Source organism: Paracoccus sp. 22332 (assembly GCF_052045125.1).
Taxonomy (GTDB): domain Bacteria; phylum Pseudomonadota; class Alphaproteobacteria; order Rhodobacterales; family Rhodobacteraceae; genus Paracoccus; species Paracoccus haematequi_A.
Genome location: NZ_JBQEOI010000001.1, coordinates 348715 through 365337 on the forward strand (window position 1 = coordinate 348715; position 16623 = coordinate 365337).

Annotated in this window: 17 protein-coding genes and 1 pseudogene; 7 read left to right on the plus strand and 11 right to left on the minus strand. The window is 66.0% G+C overall.

Annotated features, from left to right (window positions below; translation table 11 throughout):
• Window positions 1-31: 31 nt before the first annotated feature.
• The 4 genes from ACTJI6_RS01685 to ACTJI6_RS01700 all read right to left on the minus strand — a co-directional run bounded on the left by ACTJI6_RS01685 (window position 32) and on the right by ACTJI6_RS01700 (window position 4115).
• Complete coding sequence (locus tag ACTJI6_RS01685; RefSeq protein ID WP_440797268.1) at window positions 32-757, minus strand: peptidase; 726 nt, start codon at window positions 755-757, stop codon at window positions 32-34.
• A gap of 136 nt (window positions 758-893) precedes the next feature.
• Window positions 894-1736: a transglutaminase family protein gene (locus ACTJI6_RS01690; RefSeq protein WP_440797270.1), complete on the minus strand. Its 843-nt coding sequence runs from the start codon at window positions 1734-1736 to the stop codon at window positions 894-896.
• Entirely contained in the window at window positions 1736-2692 is a 957-nt protein-coding gene (locus tag ACTJI6_RS01695) for an alpha-E domain-containing protein (protein ID WP_440797271.1), read from the minus strand. The genes ACTJI6_RS01690 and ACTJI6_RS01695 overlap by 1 nt, the downstream gene beginning before the upstream one ends.
• Window positions 2693-2705: 13 nt before the next feature.
• Window positions 2706-4115 carry a circularly permuted type 2 ATP-grasp protein gene (locus tag ACTJI6_RS01700; RefSeq protein ID WP_440797273.1) on the minus strand — a complete coding sequence of 470 codons (1410 nt, stop codon included), beginning with the start codon at window positions 4113-4115 and terminating at the stop codon, window positions 2706-2708.
• A 274-nt stretch (window positions 4116-4389) separates the two neighbouring features.
• Here ACTJI6_RS01700 and ACTJI6_RS01705 point away from each other — a divergent pair, with 274 nt between their 5' ends.
• Together ACTJI6_RS01705 and ACTJI6_RS01710 are read left to right on the plus strand one after the other, a co-directional pair.
• Window positions 4390-4713 (plus strand): STAS domain-containing protein, encoded by a 324-nt coding sequence (locus tag ACTJI6_RS01705; protein WP_126153924.1) that lies wholly within the window; start codon window positions 4390-4392, stop codon window positions 4711-4713.
• A 30-nt stretch (window positions 4714-4743) separates the two neighbouring features.
• Window positions 4744-5256: an ATP-binding protein gene (locus ACTJI6_RS01710; RefSeq protein ID WP_440797276.1), complete on the plus strand. Its 513-nt coding sequence runs from the start codon at window positions 4744-4746 to the stop codon at window positions 5254-5256.
• Here ACTJI6_RS01710 and hspQ read toward each other — a convergent pair.
• The 7 genes from hspQ to ACTJI6_RS01745 form a co-directional block, all read right to left on the minus strand.
• Window positions 5229-5561 carry a heat shock protein HspQ gene (hspQ, locus tag ACTJI6_RS01715; protein ID WP_126153922.1) on the minus strand — a complete coding sequence of 111 codons (333 nt, stop codon included), beginning with the start codon at window positions 5559-5561 and terminating at the stop codon, window positions 5229-5231. The genes ACTJI6_RS01710 and hspQ overlap by 28 nt on opposite strands.
• 121 nt (window positions 5562-5682) lie before the next feature.
• Window positions 5683-6147, minus strand: a complete 465-nt coding sequence (locus ACTJI6_RS01720; protein ID WP_440797278.1) for a CreA family protein — start codon at window positions 6145-6147, stop codon at window positions 5683-5685.
• Window positions 6138-6875, minus strand: a complete 738-nt coding sequence (locus tag ACTJI6_RS01725) for a metallophosphoesterase (RefSeq protein WP_440797280.1) — start codon at window positions 6873-6875, stop codon at window positions 6138-6140. Before ACTJI6_RS01725 ends, ACTJI6_RS01720 begins: the two co-directional genes overlap by 10 nt.
• A 57-nt stretch (window positions 6876-6932) precedes the next feature.
• On the minus strand, window positions 6933-8522 hold the full coding sequence (gene serA, locus ACTJI6_RS01730; protein WP_440797281.1) for a phosphoglycerate dehydrogenase: 1590 nt from the start codon (window positions 8520-8522) through the stop codon (window positions 6933-6935).
• 95 nt (window positions 8523-8617) lie between these two features.
• Entirely contained in the window at window positions 8618-9766 is a 1149-nt protein-coding gene (locus ACTJI6_RS01735; RefSeq protein ID WP_440797283.1) for a phosphoserine transaminase, read from the minus strand.
• 87 nt (window positions 9767-9853) lie between these two features.
• Entirely contained in the window at window positions 9854-10507 is a 654-nt protein-coding gene (locus tag ACTJI6_RS01740; protein WP_440797285.1) for a YggS family pyridoxal phosphate-dependent enzyme, read from the minus strand.
• 69 nt (window positions 10508-10576) lie between these two features.
• Window positions 10577-11560, minus strand: coding sequence for a porin (locus tag ACTJI6_RS01745; RefSeq protein ID WP_440797287.1), 984 nt, complete (start codon window positions 11558-11560; stop codon window positions 10577-10579).
• Window positions 11561-11815: 255 nt separating this feature from the next.
• Here ACTJI6_RS01745 and ACTJI6_RS01750 point away from each other — a divergent pair, with 255 nt between their 5' ends.
• From ACTJI6_RS01750 to ACTJI6_RS01770, 5 genes and pseudogenes are all read left to right on the plus strand, one after another.
• Window positions 11816-12292, plus strand: coding sequence for a DUF3576 domain-containing protein (locus ACTJI6_RS01750; protein WP_440797289.1), 477 nt, complete (start codon window positions 11816-11818; stop codon window positions 12290-12292).
• Between the two features lie 83 nt (window positions 12293-12375).
• Entirely contained in the window at window positions 12376-14913 is a 2538-nt protein-coding gene (gene leuS / locus ACTJI6_RS01755) for a leucine--tRNA ligase (RefSeq protein ID WP_440797292.1), read from the plus strand.
• Window positions 14900-15382 carry an LPS assembly lipoprotein LptE gene (lptE, locus tag ACTJI6_RS01760; RefSeq protein WP_126153914.1) on the plus strand — a complete coding sequence of 161 codons (483 nt, stop codon included), beginning with the start codon at window positions 14900-14902 and terminating at the stop codon, window positions 15380-15382. The genes leuS and lptE overlap by 14 nt, the downstream gene beginning before the upstream one ends.
• A gap of 7 nt (window positions 15383-15389) precedes the next feature.
• On the plus strand, window positions 15390-16418 hold the full coding sequence (gene holA / locus ACTJI6_RS01765) for a DNA polymerase III subunit delta (protein WP_440797294.1): 1029 nt from the start codon (window positions 15390-15392) through the stop codon (window positions 16416-16418).
• A gap of 47 nt (window positions 16419-16465) precedes the next feature.
• Window positions 16466-16623: pseudogene (locus ACTJI6_RS01770) on the plus strand (aminoacetone oxidase family FAD-binding enzyme); the annotation flags it as partial.

Sequence of the window (16623 nt, forward strand, 5' to 3'; positions counted from 1 at the left end):
TTGCCGGGGCGGGCGGGAATGCCGCCGCCGGTCAGAGCTGGATATTGACGAAGCTGTCGCGCAGGGCGGCGGACCAGGCCGCGCTCATCCGCGCGAAATCGGCATCGCCGTCCAGAATACGGCGGCGGGTGGTGATCGCGCAGGCGCCCTGTTCGATGATCGCCAGATCCAGCGGCATTCCGACCGACAGGTTCGACCGCAGCGTCGAATCCATCGACAGCAGCACGGCCTTCTGCGCGTCCGTCAGGCTGGTCGCGGGGGTTACCACCCGGTCCAGGATCGGCTTGCCGTATTTGTGTTCGCCGATTTGCAGGAAGGGCGTGTCCTCGGTCGCTTCGATGAAGTTGCCCTCGGGATAGATCAGGTACATGCGCATGTCCCCGCCCTGGCGCTGGCCGGCGACGATCATGCTGGCCGAAGCCTGCTGGCGCAGGTCGCGGCACTGCTCGGCGATCTCGCGGCGGGTGCGCGCCAGCGTGTCGCCGATGATGGTCGCGACCTGCAACATCGTCTGCGCCTTCATGATCGAGGTCGTCTCGTCCGCCATCTCGTCATGGATGGCCTCGTTCAGGCGCGCCAGCGTGGTCTGGGTGACCGACAGCGACCCGGCGGTCATCACCACGATGGCGCGCTCGCCCGGCTCCTCGAAGAAGAACATCTTGCGATAGCAGGCGATGTTGTCCAGGCCCGCATTGGTGCGCGTGTCCGACAGCAGCACCAGTCCGGCATTCAGCTTCAAGCCGACGCAATAGGTCATGGCTGCGTCTTCCCCGTCATGATCGCGGGCAATCTAGAGGCGTCGCCACGCTGCCGCAATCGGTCCTTTTGCCTTGGTCCAAATATCCGCGGGGGAGTCCGCCCTGGCGGACGGGGGCGGCAGCCCATCGCTCTTGTCAGCTTTGCGTCTGGCTCTGGCTTTGGGTCTGGAACCGCTCTACTTCCTCGACATTGACGGCCACATCCAGCGTCTCGATCCCCTGGCCCGCCGCGATGCCCCGGATCGGCGCGGCATCGGGCGCGTCCAGCCCCGATCCCAGCCGGACATAACGTTCGTCGGGACAGCAGCGGTTCGCGGGGTCGAAACCGACCCAGCCCAGACCCTGGACATGGATTTCGGCCCAGGCATGGGCGGCCTCATGCGCCTCGCCCCCGGCGGTGCTGTGCAGATAGCCCGAGACATAGCGCGCGGGCAGGTCGCGCAGCCGGGCCACCGCGATCAGCGCATGGGCGTGGTCCTGGCAGACGCCTTCGCCTTGGGCCAAGGCCTCGGCGGCGGTGGTGTGGAATTCCGTCCGCCCCGGCCTATAGGCGATGGCCTCGGACACCGCCGCCGACAGGCGATGCGCCAGGCCCAGCGGATCCGAGGCATCCGTCACGCCGGCCGCCAGATCCCGCAGCGCCGCGTCGGCCCTGGTCGCCGCCGTATCGCGCAGATAGGCCAGCGGATGGATCAGTTCGCGATGCCCGCGCAGCACGCCTGCGGTATCGCGCGTCTCGACACGCCCGGATGTGGCGACGACGACCTCCTCGGTGGGGCCGCGAACGGTCCAGCCCTCGATCCAGTCGCCCGCGCCATCGCGAAAACCGGGGCCGCGAATGCCGCCCGACACGTCGATCACCCAATCATGGGTCCGCTGCCCTTCGAAGACCGAGGGCGTCAGCCGCAGGCTTTGGACCAGGTTCCTGACCGGCAGGTCATAGCGGTAAACCGTCTGATGAACGATGCGCAGCTTCATCACGACCCTCCCAGCAGGTAATCTTCGTGGACCAGGGTCGAAATCGTGCCGATTTCCCCGATGAACCAGGTCAGGAATTCGTGCAACCCTTCGTCGAAGATCATGTCGATGTCATGGGCCTGCAACCGGCCCAGCACCTCGCGCGCCTTGTCGCGGGCGTTGGTCGGCACGGTGTCGCCATAGCGTTTGGCGATGCCTTCCAGGTTCCAGACCGCCTCGTACAGCGCAGTGATCAGCGACCGGGGGCTTTCGCCGTTCAGGATCAGGAAATCCGCGACCCTGCCTGCCGTGATGTCGCCGCCATAGGCCCAATGATAGGACCGATGCGCCGACAGCGCCCGCAGGATCACCTGCCACTGATAGGTGTCCAGCCCCGATCCCACGAACTCGATGCGGGGCAGCAGGACATAGTATTTCACGTCCAGCAGCCGCGCCGTGGCGTCCGCGCGTTCCAGGCCATAGCCCAGGTTCATGAAATGCCAGCCGTCGTTGCGCAGCTGCGTGGCGTTGATCGCGCCCCGCACGGTCGAGGTGTGGCTGGTCGTCACATCGGTCAGCGAGGCCGTGTCCAGCTTGTCGCGCGGCGTCCGTTCGATCTGCCGCAGATCCTGATAGGCCATGTTCAGCGCGTCCCAGACCTGGCTGGTCAGGGCGGTGCGCACGATGCGCCCGGCTTCGCGCGCCTTTTCGATGCAGGACATCACCGATGACGGGTTCTCTCGGTCGAAGAAGATGAACTCCTCGATGTTTTCCTGGCTGATCTCGCCGTATTTCTGGGCGAACAGGTCGGCGGACCCGGACGCCTGCAACAGCGAATTCCATTCGTTCTGATAGCCCGAGGCAGTGTTGGGCAGCAGCGTGATCCGCTGGCCCACATCCAGCAGGCGGGCGGCGGTGTCGGCGCGTTCCAGGTGGCGGCCCATCCAGAACAGGTTGGCGGCGGTGCGGCTGAGCATGTGCGTCCCCTTCCTATTCCGACAGAACCCAGGTGTCCTTGACGCCCCCGCCCTGCGACGAATTCACGACAAGGCTGCCTTCGCGCAGCGCCACCCGAGTCAGACCGCCCGGCACCAGTTCGATCCGGTCGCCGCACAGGCAATAGGGGCGCAGGTCGACATGGCGCGGTGCCAGCCCCTCGGCCACGAAGGTCGGGCAGGTGGACAGCGCCAGCGTTGGCTGGGCGATATAGTTGCCGGGATCAGCCTGGATCTTGGCGCGGAAGGCCTCGATCTCTTCTTTCGTGGATTTCGGCCCGACCAGCATCCCGTAGCCGCCCGATCCGTGGACCTCCTTCACCACCAGATCGGCCAGGTTTTCCATGACGTATTTGTAGTCGTCGTCCTTCCACAGCGTCCAGGTCTGGACATTCTGCAACAGCGGCTCCTCGCCCAGATAGAACCGGACCATTTCCGGCACAAAGGTATAGATCGCCTTGTCGTCGGCCACGCCCGTGCCCGGCGCCGAACAGATCGACACGCCCCCGGACCGATAGACATCCATCAGCCCCGGCACGCCCAGCATCGAATCGGGGCGGAAGCACAGCGGGTCCAGGAAGGGGTCGTCGATGCGGCGATAGATCACGTCCACGCGCTTCGGTCCCTGGGTGGTGCGCATATAGACAAATTCGCCGTCCACGAACAGATCCTGTCCCTCGACCAACTCGACGCCCATCAGGTTGGCCAGAAAGCTGTGTTCGTAATAGGCGCTGTTGAAATGGCCGGGGGTCAGGACCACGCAGGTGGGCCGGTCGTGGCATTTCGCGGGGGCCACCGATTCCAGCGTGCGGCGCAGCAGGTCGGGATACTGGTCCACGGGCTCGATCCGGTTGCCCCGGAACAGGCCGGGGAACATCCGCATCATGATTTCACGGTTCTCCAGCATGTAGCTCACGCCCGAGGGCGTGCGGCAGTTGTCCTCCAGCACGTAGAACTGGTCCTTGGCGGTGCGCACCAGGTCGATGCCGATGATGTGGGAATAAACGCCGCGCGGCGGGACGACGCCGACCACGGCCTTCTCATAGGCCTCGTTCTGATAGACCAGCCGGGCGGGGATGCGGCCGGCGCGCACGATCTCGGCCCGGCCATAGACATCGCGCAGGAAGGCGTTCAGGGCGCGGGCGCGCTGCTTGATGCCGCGTTCCAGCTTGCGCCATTCGGCCTGTTCGAAGACGCGGGGCATCATGTCGAAGGGGATCAGCCGGTCGGGGTCGCCGCCTTCGCCATAGACCGCGAAGGTGATGCCGATGCGGCGGAACAGGGCTTCGGCCTCGGCCTGCTTCATCTGCCGGAAATCCGCCGGCATCGTCTCGACCCATTGGCTGAGCCGTGCATAAGGGTCGCGGACCTGCGATCCCTCATACATCTCGTTGTAATACGTCATAGATCCCACCCGCTAAAACCGGACCCTTCGCGGGCCTCTTCCTGACAATGATCAGAGACGGATTTTCCCAAGTCCACAGAGGAATAGCCTGCCCTGCGCGAAAGTTCCGCAGATCGGGATCACGCCTTGGGCAGGAACGGGCGCGCGCACCGGCATCTGCCGCTGTTTTGGGCAGGATGAATGCGGACCGACGGGGCAGGACGGGGCGGGGCGGCGCTTACCGGATGGTAACCTTTTTCCTTTAGGCCTGACCGGGACAGCGCAGAGGACCGACATGCCCATATTGATCGTCAACGAAGCCGACGCCGAACTGATCGTCACCATCCAGGATGCGCGCATCGACGCGGCCATCGCCACCCGGTTCAAGGACCGGCTGCGCGAAATCGTGCTGCGGGGCCGCAAGCCGGTGCGCCTGGACATGCGGCGCGTCGATTTCATGGACAGTTCGGGCCTGGGGGCGATGATCGCGGTGCGCAAGGCGCTGCCCGAATCGCTGCCCCTGGTGCTGGAGGGGCTGACCCCGAACGTCGAACGCGTGTTCCGCCTGACCCGGATGGACAGCGTGTTCGACATCCGGCCCGCCCCGCAACAGGAATAGCATCCGCGTTCCCAGACAGGAGTCGTTTTAATGAGTTCCACCGAACGGCAGAACGCCGGTCCGAAACCCCGCTCGCTGACCCGCTCGCAGCCGATGTTCCACCGCGTGCTGCAAGCCGATCCCAATGACGTACGCCAGGCCCTGAAGGACCTGCGCGCCCGCTTCGCGCCCCAGATCAGCGCCGACACCATGGGCCGGCTGGAACTGGTCCTGGCCGAGGTGATGAACAACGTGGTCGAACATGCCGAGCTTGCGCTGCTGCCGGACGCCATGTCGCGGTCGATCCACCTGTGCGTGGTCATGCACGACAACGGCCTGTCCTGCGCAATCACCGACGACGGCGGCCGGCTGCCCGCCGATTGCCTGCTGCCCCGCAACCTGCCCGTGATGGATCCGCTGGACCTTCCCGAAGGCGGCTTCGGCTGGTGCCTGATCCAGGGGCTGACGCAATCGCTGTGCTATTACCGCGAGGACCAGCGGAACTGCCTGGCCTTCATGGTCCCCTATCAGCAGTCTCAGTTCAGCGGACCCATCAGCGGATAGCGCCCGTCCTCGAAATCGCCGAACATCTCGAACACCTCGGGGTGGTCGAGGGGTTCGCCCGAATGGTCCGGGACCAGGTTCTGTTCCGAGACATAGGCGACGTAATAGGTCGCCTCGGTTTCGGCATACAGATGATAGAACGGCTGGTCCTTGGCCGGGCGCACGTCTTCCGGGATGGAATCGTACCATTCCTGGGTGTTGGCGAATTCGGGATCCACATCGAAGATCACCCCGCGGAACGGCCTGTTCCGATGGCGAACCACCTGGCCCAATCCGTATTTGGCGATGCGATGCTGTCCGTGCATGGATATTCCGTAAGGCTTCGGGCCGGTCTGTCGGGCGTTTTAATCCGATACGACGATTCTGTCCATCGGATCGCCAGCATTTGCACGATTTCGTGGGGCAAGTCCGCCACAGGCCCCGGCTCTATCGGGCGGGCGCGTCGGCCCCGTCCTCGGGCAGCAGCGGCACGGTGGACATCGACATCTTGGCGGATCCTTCGGTCAATTCGCTGGCATGGGCCAGATAGACCAGAACGCGATTTTCCGCGTCATAGATGCGCTTGACGCGCAGCGACTTGAACAGCAGCGACCGGCCCTCGCTGAACACCTCCTCGGGGCGGCCGGGGCGCAGGCCGCTGACATCCACGGCGCCGGTGCGGCTGCACTGGATGGCGCTGTTCGACGGATCCTCGAACCAGTTCCCCTGGCTGAGCCGATCCAGCACGGACCGCTCGAAATAGGCCAGGTGGCAGGTGACGCCGCCGACCGCCGGGTCGGCCACGGATTCGATCACGATGTCATTGCCGACCCAGTCGACGCCGATCTTGGCGATCTCCTCGGCCTGGGCCAGGGCGGGGGTCATCAGCAGGGCAAGGGCGATCAGTCGCATGGCAAATCCTGTGGTTCCAGCGGCACGCGGCCGTCATCGGTCAGCAGATGCACCGCGTCCCGTTCGACGATCGCCGCGCAAAGCGGACGGCCATAGGCCGCGCCCCCGTCGACGTTCAGGCGGTTTCCGTAATGTGTGGCGGTCTGGATCGCGGTATGGCCGTGGACGACCAGCGGGCCGTGATCCACGGGGCTGTTCAGGAATCCCTGCCGGATCCAGACCAGATCCTCCTCGGCCTGGTCTTGCAGGTCCACGCCGGGACGGACGCCCGCATGAACGACCAGGGCCAGCGGATGCAGGAAATAGAGCGGCAGCGAGGCCAGGAAGGCGGCGTGGGCGGCGGGCACGGCGCGCTTGGCCTCGGCCAGCATCCGGTCGGGCGGCAGGGCGGGATCGACGCCATAGGACCGCAGCGTTTCCGGCGCGCCCAAGCCGGAATGCAGCGTCCAGTGCAGGCGCGAACTGAGGCCCGGATCCACCCAGTCGGGCTGCGACAGGTATTGCGGCAGGAAACGGTCGTGATTGCCCCGCGTGACGATCCAGGGCCGCCCCTGCGCCTGGCCGGTCATCAGATGGTCGACGACGCCGCGCGAATCCGGCCCCCGGTCGATCAGGTCGCCCACATGGGCGATCACCGCATCCTGGCCACCGTCGCGGAAGATGCGGTCATGCGCGGCCTTCAACTGGTCCAGATGCCCGTGGACATCGCCAATGACGTAAAGCCGCATCACCGCCCCGCTGCAAGAAAAGCCGCGCCCCCTGCGTAAGGGGACGCGGCGGAATCGTCAAACCTCGAACTGCAAGCGGCGGGCTTGCAGGAACTTGCCGGTGTTCTGCAACGCCGCCAGGGCCGCGTCGCTGATCGCCTCGTCCAGGTACAGGATGGCGATGGCGTCGTTCCCCTCGGCCGACCGGCCCAGGGTGAAGTTGGCGATGTTCACGCCCAGATCGCCCAGCGTCATTCCCAGGGCGCCGATGACCCCCGGCACGTCCTTGTTGCGGGTATACAGCATGTGCTGCCCGACCTCGGCGTCGATATTGATGCCGCGGATCTGGATGAAGCGCGGCTTGCCGTCGCTGAAGACGGTGCCGGCGATAGACCGTTCGCGCGTGTCGGTGACGACGGTCAGCTTGATATAGCCTTCGAACACGCCCGCCTTGTCCTGGGTGGTGGTGGCCACCTGCACGCCGCGTTCCTTGGCCATCACCGGGGCCGAGACCATGTTCACGTCCGGGTTCGTGGCCTTCATCACGCCCGCGATCACGGCGGCGTTCAGCGCGTTCAGGTTCATCGTCGCGGCGACGCCGTCATACAGGACATTGATCGCCTTGATCGGCTCGTCGGTCATCTGGCCCACGAAGGCGCCCAGATGCCCTGCCAGCTTGATCCAGGGGCCCATGACGGCGGCTTCCTCGGCCGTGACGGATGGCATGTTCAGCGCGTTCTGCACCGCCCCCGTCAGCAGATAATCCGACATCTGCTCGGCCACTTGCAGGGCTACATTTTCTTGCGCCTCGGTGGTGGACGCGCCCAGATGCGGGGTCACGACCACGTTCGGCAGGTTGAACAGGGGGCTGTCGGTCGCGGGTTCCACGGCGAAGACGTCGAAGGCGGCGCCCGCGACGCGGCCGTCCTTCAGCGCCTCGGCCAGGGCTTCTTCATCGACCAGGCCGCCGCGCGCGCAGTTGATGATGCGCACACCGGGCTTCAGCTTGGCGATGGCCTCGCGCGACAGGATGTTCTTCGTCTTCTCGGTCAAGGGGACGTGGAAGGTGATGAAGTCCGCCTTCGCCAGCAGATCGTCCAGTTCGACCTTGGTGACGCCGATCTCCTTGGCGCGTTCAGGCGACAGGAAGGGGTCATAGGCCAGCACCTTCATGTGCAGCCCCAGGGCGCGATCGATGACGATCGACCCGATATTCCCCGCCCCGATCACGCCCAGGGTCTTGTTGAACAGCTCGACCCCCATGAAGCGGTTCTTCTCCCATTTCCCGGCATGGGTGCTGGCGCTGGCCTCGGGCAGTTGCCGGGCGACGGCGAACATCATGGCGATGGCGTGTTCGGCGGTGGTCACGCTGTTGCCGAAAGGCGTGTTCATCACGATCACGCCCTTTTTCGACGCCGCCGGAATGTCCACGTTGTCCACGCCGATCCCGGCCCGGCCGATGACCTTGAGATTGGTTGCCTTCTCCAGCAGCTTTTCGGTCACCTTCGTCGCGGACCGGATCGCCAGCCCGTCATACTGCCCGATCACCTCGGCCAGCTTTTCTTTGTCCTTGCCCAGATCGGGCAGGTAATCCACCTCGACGCCGCGGTCGCGAAAGATCTGGACGGCGGTTTCCGACAGCTTGTCGGACACGAGAACCTTCGGCATGTCGTTCATCCTCATATGCCGCACCCTTCACCCAAGGGCGCTATTCATCTTCGTGGAAATATCCTGGGGGTCCGGGGGCAAAGCCTCCGGCTTGGTTACGCTTGCGCGGCCAGTTCGGCCCGATAGGCCCATTCGATCCAGGGCATCAGCGCCGCGACATCGCTGGTCTCGACGGTCGATCCGCACCAGATCCGCAGGCCCGCCGGCGCATCGCGATAGGCGCCCGCATCCAGCGCCACGCCTTCCTTTTCCAGCCGCTTGGCGACGGCCTTGGCGAAGGCGGCGCCGTCCTTGATGGCCGGATCGGTGAAGCGCAGGCAGACGCTGGTGTTCGAACCCGTCGCCGGATCCACGGCCAGATCGGCGATCCAGTCCTTGTCCGCGATGAAGTCGCGCACGGCGGCGGCATTGGCATCGGCGCGCGCGATCAGCGCCTTCACACCGCCCAGCGACTGCGCCCATTTCAAAGCGACCAGATAATCCTCGACCGCCAGCATCGAGGGCGTGTTGATCGTTTCGCCCTTGAAGATGCCCTCGATCAGCTTGCCGCCCTTGGTCATGCGGAAGATCTTGGGCAGCGGCCAGGCGGGGGTATAGGTCTCCAGCCGTTCCACCGCGCGCGGCGACAGGATCAGCATTCCATGCGCGCCCTCGCCGCCCAGCACCTTCTGCCAGCTGAAGGTGACCACATCCAGCTTGTCAAAGGGCAGGTCCATCGCGAAGGCCGCGCTGGTCGCGTCGCAAATGGTCAGGCCCGCGCGGTCGGCGGGGATCGCATCGCCGTTCGGGACACGCACGCCACTGGTGGTGCCGTTCCAGGTGAAGACCACATCCTTGTCGAAGTCGACCTGTGCGAAATCGACGATCCTGCCGTAATCGGCCTTGCGGACGGTCGCATCCAGCTTCAGCTGCTTGACGGCATCGGTGACCCAGCCTTCGCCGAAGCTTTCCCAGGCCAGCATCTCGACCGGGCGGGCGCCCAGCAGCGACCACATCGCCATCTCGACCGCGCCGGTGTCGGAACCGGGGACGATGCCGATGCGGTAGTCGGCGGGAACGCCCAGGACTTCGCGCGTCAGATTGATCGCCTCGGCCAGCTTCGCCTTGCCGACAGCGGCACGATGCGAACGGCCCAGCGGCGCATCCGCAAGCAGGTCCAGCTTGTAATGGGGGATCTTGGCGCAGGGGCCAGAGGAGAAGCGCGGATTGACCGGGCGCGCAGCCGGGATCGTCAGATCCTTCATGTCAGCCTTCCAGCTAAAAGCCCTTCGTTGGGGAAGGGTGTCCCGCTGCCGGACATACGCGGGGCGGCGGCGTTTCGCAAGAGGAAATCAGCCGTAGTCGCGGGCACCGAAGAGGGCCGATCCCACGCGCACATGGGTCGCGCCCTCGGCGATGGCGGTTTCGAAATCCGCGCTCATTCCCATGGATAGGTTCGGCAGCCCGTGATCCGCAGCAAGGCGGCGCAGCAGGCGGAAATGGGGCAGGGGATCCTGGTCCTCGGGCGGGATGCACATGAGGCCTTGGGGCGACAGGCCCAGGTCACGGCAGGAGGACAGGAAGACCGGCAGTTCGTCCGCGAGGATTCCGGCCTTCTGCGGCTCGTCCCCGGTATTGACCTGGATGAACAGTTGCGGACTGCGGCCCTGGTCGGCGATCTGCTGGGCCAGCTTGCGGGCGAGGGTCATGCGGTCCAAGGTGTGGATGGCGTCGAACAGTTCGACCGCCGCGCGGGCCTTGTTGGATTGCAGCGGGCCGATCATGTGCAATTCGACGCCCGGATAGGCCGCGCGCCAGCCGGGCCATTTGCCCTGCGCCTCTTGCACATAGTTTTCGCCGAAGACGCGCTGACCTGCGTCCAGCACGGTTGTCACGCGATCCGCAGGCTGCACCTTGCTGACGGCGATCAGCGTGACGCTGCCGGGCGCGTGTCCGGCCCGCTCCTCGGCCGCGGCGATGCGGCGCTTGATGTCATCCAGTCCCATGATGCGACAAGACAAAAAGAAAAGAGCGGGCGCAAGGCCCGCTCTTGAGTTTGAGGTCCGATCCGGGGATCAGAACTCGAAGCGCACGCCCATGTCGGCGGTCACGCGCTCTTGGTAGTCGCGCTGCAGCGAGGCACCCAGACGGGCACCGCCCAGGTCATAGTTCACGCCGATACCGAACGCATTGTCGGTTTCGTTCGAGTCGCGGTTGTTGTTGGCGATATAGGCCTCGATGTTGGTCAGGCCATCGGCCAGGGTATAGTCGCCATACAGGGCGAAGGTCTGGCCGTCGCTTGCATATTCGGCATCGTCTTCGTCGTTGGTGTCGACATAGTTCAGACCGATGCGGGCGTTCTCCATGACGGCGTAACGGGCGCCGATGAAGAAGATGTCGTTGCCATCGTAGCCCTTGCCGTTCACCGTATAGGCGGCCGACAGTTCCAGACGCTCGTTCCAGGTGTAGTCAACGGCGATCGAGTATTCTTTTTCGTCGTTGGGCAGCGCGGCGGTGTCGGTCTGGTCGGGATCGATCATCGAGCCCATCACTTCCAGATCGCCGACGGCATATTTGGCGAACAGGCCCAGGCGGCCCGAGGTGTCGTCGTCGTTGCCATACTCGTCGGCGTCATAAGCGAAGAAGTCGCCGGTCACGCCGCTGAAGCCGACCGAACGGTCGTAGGAGCCCAGTTCGGTCGCATAGATCAGACCCGAGCTGTCCATGGCGGTTTCGGTGTTACCGACTTCAACGGTCAGGCCGCTGGAGGTCACATACAGCTTGCCGGCGTTCAGCTTGCCCGCGTCATCGCTGTTCTGGTCCCACTGGATGCGGAAGCGCGCACCGAAATCAACACCCTGATCGGTCGAGGTCGCGGCGTCGATGTTCATCCGCAGGCGCGAGACGACTTGGGTCTCGTTCACATTGGCGGCATCCATGGCGCCGGTGTTCTCATAATAGATCACACCGGTGCGGCCGTAACCCGAGATGGTCACGTCGGCGGCGGCGACGCCGGCGGTCAGGACCAGCGCGGTGGAGGCGATAAGAGCCTTTTTCATGGTCAAGTTCCCTCTTGTCTCTCTGATGCCCAAACCGGCATTACCGCCTTGGGTATGCTGTTTGTTTCCCCCGTCCGTCCCCGTGATGCAACGGAATCGCGCCGCTGCGCCGGCCTTGGCGGATTCTGTGATGCACAAGGGCCACACCTTTGCGTGATGCCGCCGTCGGACGCTTCGGCGGATGCGGGCCAAGGCGCTTGTGGGGCGGGGGCGATCCGCGCTAAAGCTGCGCCAACGTGAAAAACGGGGGACCGCATGAAAACCGCACACGCCGCGCGCCTGATCATCGCAGCGACGCTTTGCGCCGGGCTGGCCGCCTGCGGCGGTCGCGGGGGTCCGAATCTCGGACCCCAGGACAGCCCCGACATGCGCCCCGAGGTCCGGGGCACGACGATCTGGGACACGTTCCGCAATTCCGAAAACCCCAACACCACCGTCGGCGTGAACAAGTATCTGTGGAACGCCAGCCTTGAGGTGCTGAACTTCCTGCCGGTGCAGTCGGTCGATCCGTTCACCGGCGTCATCCAGACCGGATATGGCACGCCCCCAGGCGGCGGGCGGTCCTATCGCGCGACGATCAAGATCGCCGATCCGGCCCTGGACGCGCGCAGCCTGAAGCTGTCGCTGCAAGGTCCGGGCGGGGCGGCGGTGGAACCCGGCACCGTCCGCGCGGTCGAGGACGCGATCCTGACCCGCGCCCGGCAGTTGCGGATCCAGGACGGACGGCTGTAGGCGCGCGGCACCCCCGCCCACTGGACCCGTCCCGTCGCGCCGTATAAACCCGGCCGCGACGAATGACGCCAAAGGTCCGCACCATGCCCTATGATCCCTCCAGCAGCGAATCCCGGTGGCAGCAGGCCTGGGACCAGGCCGGCAGCTTCACCGCCACCCGCGACCAGCGGCCGAAATATTATGTGCTGGAGATGTTCCCCTATCCCTCGGGGCGCATCCACATGGGCCATGTGCGCAACTACACGATGGGCGACGTGGTGGCCCGCTTCAAGCGGGCGCAGGGATATTCGGTGCTGCACCCGATGGGCTGGGATGCCTTCGGAATGCCGGCCGAGAACGCCGCGATGGAACAGGGCGGCCATCCGCGCGACTGGACCTATGCCAATATCGCCACCATGCGCGATCAGCTGAAGCCGCTTGGCCTGTCCATCGACTGGAGCCGCGAATTCGCCACCTGCGACGACGGTTATGTGGCCCAGCAGCAGGCGCTGTTCCTGGACATGCTTCAGGCGGGGCTGATCACCCGCAAGTCGGCGCAGGTGAACTGGGATCCGGTCGACATGACCGTGCTGGCCAACGAGCAGGTGATCGACGGCAAGGGCTGGCGATCCGGTGCCACGGTGGAGCGGCGCGAGCTGACGCAGTGGTTCTTCCGCATCTCGGATTATTCCGATGAACTGCTGTCGGCGCTGGACGGGCTGACCGGCTGGCCGGAGAAGGTGCGGCTGATGCAGTCGAACTGGATCGGCAAGTCGCGCGGGCTGCAATTCCGGTTCGAAACCGTCGATGCGCCCGAGGACTTCGCGCAGATCGAGGTTTATACGACCCGGCCCGACACGCTGATGGGGGCATCTTTCGTCGCGCTGTCGCCGGATCACCCGCTGGTCCGCGACCTGGCCGCCGCCGATCCGAAGGTCGCGGCGTTCGTCGAGGACTGCCGCAAGATCGGCACGACCGAGGAAGCCATCGAGACCGCGCCCAAGCTGGGCTTCGACACCGGCCTGACGGTCCGCCACCCGCTGGATTCCGATTGGCAGTTGCCGATCTGGATCGCGAATTTCGTGCTGATGGATTACGGCACCGGCGCGATCTTCGGCAGCCCCGCCCATGACGAACGCGACCACGAATTCGCCACGAAATACGGGTTGCCGATCCGTGCGACCTTTGGCGAACGCGGCATGGATCTGGCCGCCGCCGATGCGCTGGTGGCCAAGGCCCCCTTCGTGCCGCTGAAGTCCGAGACCGTCACCTATGTGCGCGGCTTCGCGGGTCCGGCCGACCAGACCGGAGAGGCTGCGGTGGACGCCGCCATCGCCCATGCCGAGGCGGCGGGCTATGGCCAGGGCGTGACGAAATTCCGCCTGCGCGATTGGGGCATCTCGCGCCAGCGCTATTGGGGCTGCCCGATCCCGGTGCTGCATTGCGACGCCTGCGGCACGGTGCCCGAGGCGAAGGAGAACCTGCCGGTCCTGCTGCCTCAGGACGTGACGTTCGACGTGCCGGGCAACCCGTTGGACCGCCACCCGACCTGGCGCCAGGCCACCTGCCCGCAATGCGGCGGCCCGGCCTGGCGCGAGACGGACACGATGGACACCTTCGTCGATTCGTCCTGGTACTACGCGCGCTTCACCAGCCCCCATGCCGCGACGCCGACCGACCGCGCGGATGCCGATTACTGGATGAATGTCGACCAGTATATCGGCGGGATCGAACACGCGATCCTGCACCTGCTCTATTCCCGGTTCTTCGCCCGCGCGATGGTCAAGACCGGCCATCTGCCGGAAAGCGCGAAGGAACCGTTCGACGCGCTGTTCACCCAGGGGATGGTGACGCACGAGATCTACAAGACCACCGACGACCGGGGGCGGCCAGTGTATCACCTGCCCGAGGATGTGACCGACGGCAGGCTTGCGGATGGCACCGCGGTCGAGATCATCCCCTCGGCCAAGATGTCGAAATCGAAGAAGAACGTGGTCGATCCGGTCAACATCGTCGCCAATTTCGGCGCCGACACCGCGCGCTGGTTCATGCTGTCCGACAGCCCGCCCGAACGCGACGTGGAATGGACCGCCGCAGGCGCCGAGGCCGCGAACAAGTTCCTGGCCCGCGTCTGGCGTCTGGCCGACGAGGTTGGTGAGGGCGGCGACGATCCCGACCTGACCCGCGCCGCGCATCGGGCCGTCGCAGATGTGACCCGCGCCATCGAGGGCTTCGCCTTCAACAAGGCCGTGGCGAAAATCTATGAACTGGCAAACGCGATCGGCAAATCGAAGGCAGGCGGTGAAAGCCGCCGCGCGGTGCTGCGGATCCTGGCGCAACTGATGGGGCCGATGGTGCCGCATCTGGCCGAGGATGTCTGGGCCATGGCGGGCGGGCAGGGGCTGCTGGTCGATGCGCCCTGGCCCAAGGCCGATCCGGCGATGCTGGAAGACGATATCGTCACCCTGCCGATCCAGATCAACGGCAAGCGCCGGGCCGAGATCAGCGTCGCCAGGGACATGCCCAAGGACCAGATCGAGGCGCTGGTGCTGGCCGACGAAACCGTGCGGAAATTCCTGGAAGGCGCCGCGCCCAAGAAGCTGATCGTGGTGCCGGGGCGGATCGTCAATGTGGTCGCCTGACCGCCGGACCGCGCTGCTGGGGCTGCTGGCACTGGCGGGCTGCGGGCTGACGCCGGTCTATGGCCCCGGCGGCGCAGGTCGCCGGCTGTTCGGCAAGGTCCGGCCGCGCGATCCGCAGACCTATCAGGATTTCGCCTTCAACCGTCGCCTGGGCGAACGGCTGGGCGGCGAGGGGTCGGACTATGATCTGGATTACCGGCTGAATGTCGGCGTGGTGGCGCAGGCGATCACCCCGGACGAGGTGACAAATCGCTATTCGCTGAACGGCACCGCCGATTTCGTGCTGAAGGATCGCGCGGGAAGGGTGCTGACGCAGGGGCGGGTCAGCAATTTCTCGTCCTACTCCACCACCGGCACGACCATCGCCACGCTGTCGGCCGAAGGCGATGCGCGGTCGCGGCTGGCCGAGATGCTGGCCGATCAGGTCGTCACGCGGCTGCTGGCGGCGTCCGCGCAACTGCCCGGATGACTGGCACATGATCCTCAAGGGGGCGGAAATCGCGCGCTATCTGGCGCGGCCCGATCCCTCGCGCCCGGCGCTGCTGATCCATGGGCAGGACGCGATGCGCGTCGCCATGAAGCGGGCCGAGGCGGTCAAGGCGTTGGTTGGCGAGAAGGCCGACGAGGAGATGCGCCTGACCCGCCTGCCCGGCGCGGGATTGCGCAAGGATCCCGCGCAATTGCTGGATGCGGTCAAGGAGGTCGGCTTCTTTCCCGGCCCCCGCGTCGTGCTGGTCGAGGATACGCCCGACACCGCCGCCGACGCGATTCGCGCGGCGCTGGCCGATTGGCGGGCGGGTGATGCGGTGATCGTGGTGACGGCGGGGGGCTTGGGCAAATCCTCGGCCCTGCGCAAGCTGTTCGAGCCGCATCCCGCCGCCGTGACCGCGCCGATCTATGACGATCCTCCGGGCGAGGAAGAAGTCTTGCGCTGGCTGGCCGATGCCGGGCTGCGCCAGGTGCCGCCGCCCGCGATGAAGGACATGATGGCGCTGGCCCGCGCGCTGGATCCGGGCGATCTGCGGCAGACGATCGAGAAGATCGGGCTTTACAAGCATGGCGACGACACGCCCCTGACGCCCCAGGAAATCGCCCTGATGGCCCCCGCTACCATCGAGGCCGATCTGGACGAGTTGATCCATATCGTCGCCGAACGGCGCGAGGCGGAATTCGGCCCGATGATGCGCCGGATCGAGGGGCAGGGGGTGAATCCGGTCACGCTGTGCATCGCCGCGCTGCGCCATTTCCGCGCCCTGCACGCCGCCGCCGCCGATCCCGCCGGGCCGGGTGCCGCGTTGTCGCGGATGCGGCCGCCGGTCTTCGGCCCCCGCCGCGACCGGATGGAGCGGCAGGCCCAGGGCTGGGGTATGGCGCCGCTGGAAGAGGCGGTGCGGTCGCTGCTGGACTGCGACCTGACGCTGCGCAGTTCGACCCGCGCGCCGCAGATGGCGCTGATCGAACGCGCGCTGATCCGGCTGGCGATGACCCCTCGGGGGCGCCGGTGATCGAAGCGGTCGATGCGCTGGTGATCGGCGCGGGACCGGCGGGGCTGATGGCGGCCGAGGCGCTGGCCGCGCCGGGGCGCCGCGTCGTGGTGGCCGAGGCGATGCCGACGCCGGCGCGGAAATTCCTGATGGCGGGGAAGTCGGGGCTGAACCTGACCAAGGACGAGCCGTTCGAGGCGTTCGTGCAACGGTTTCGCTGTGGCAG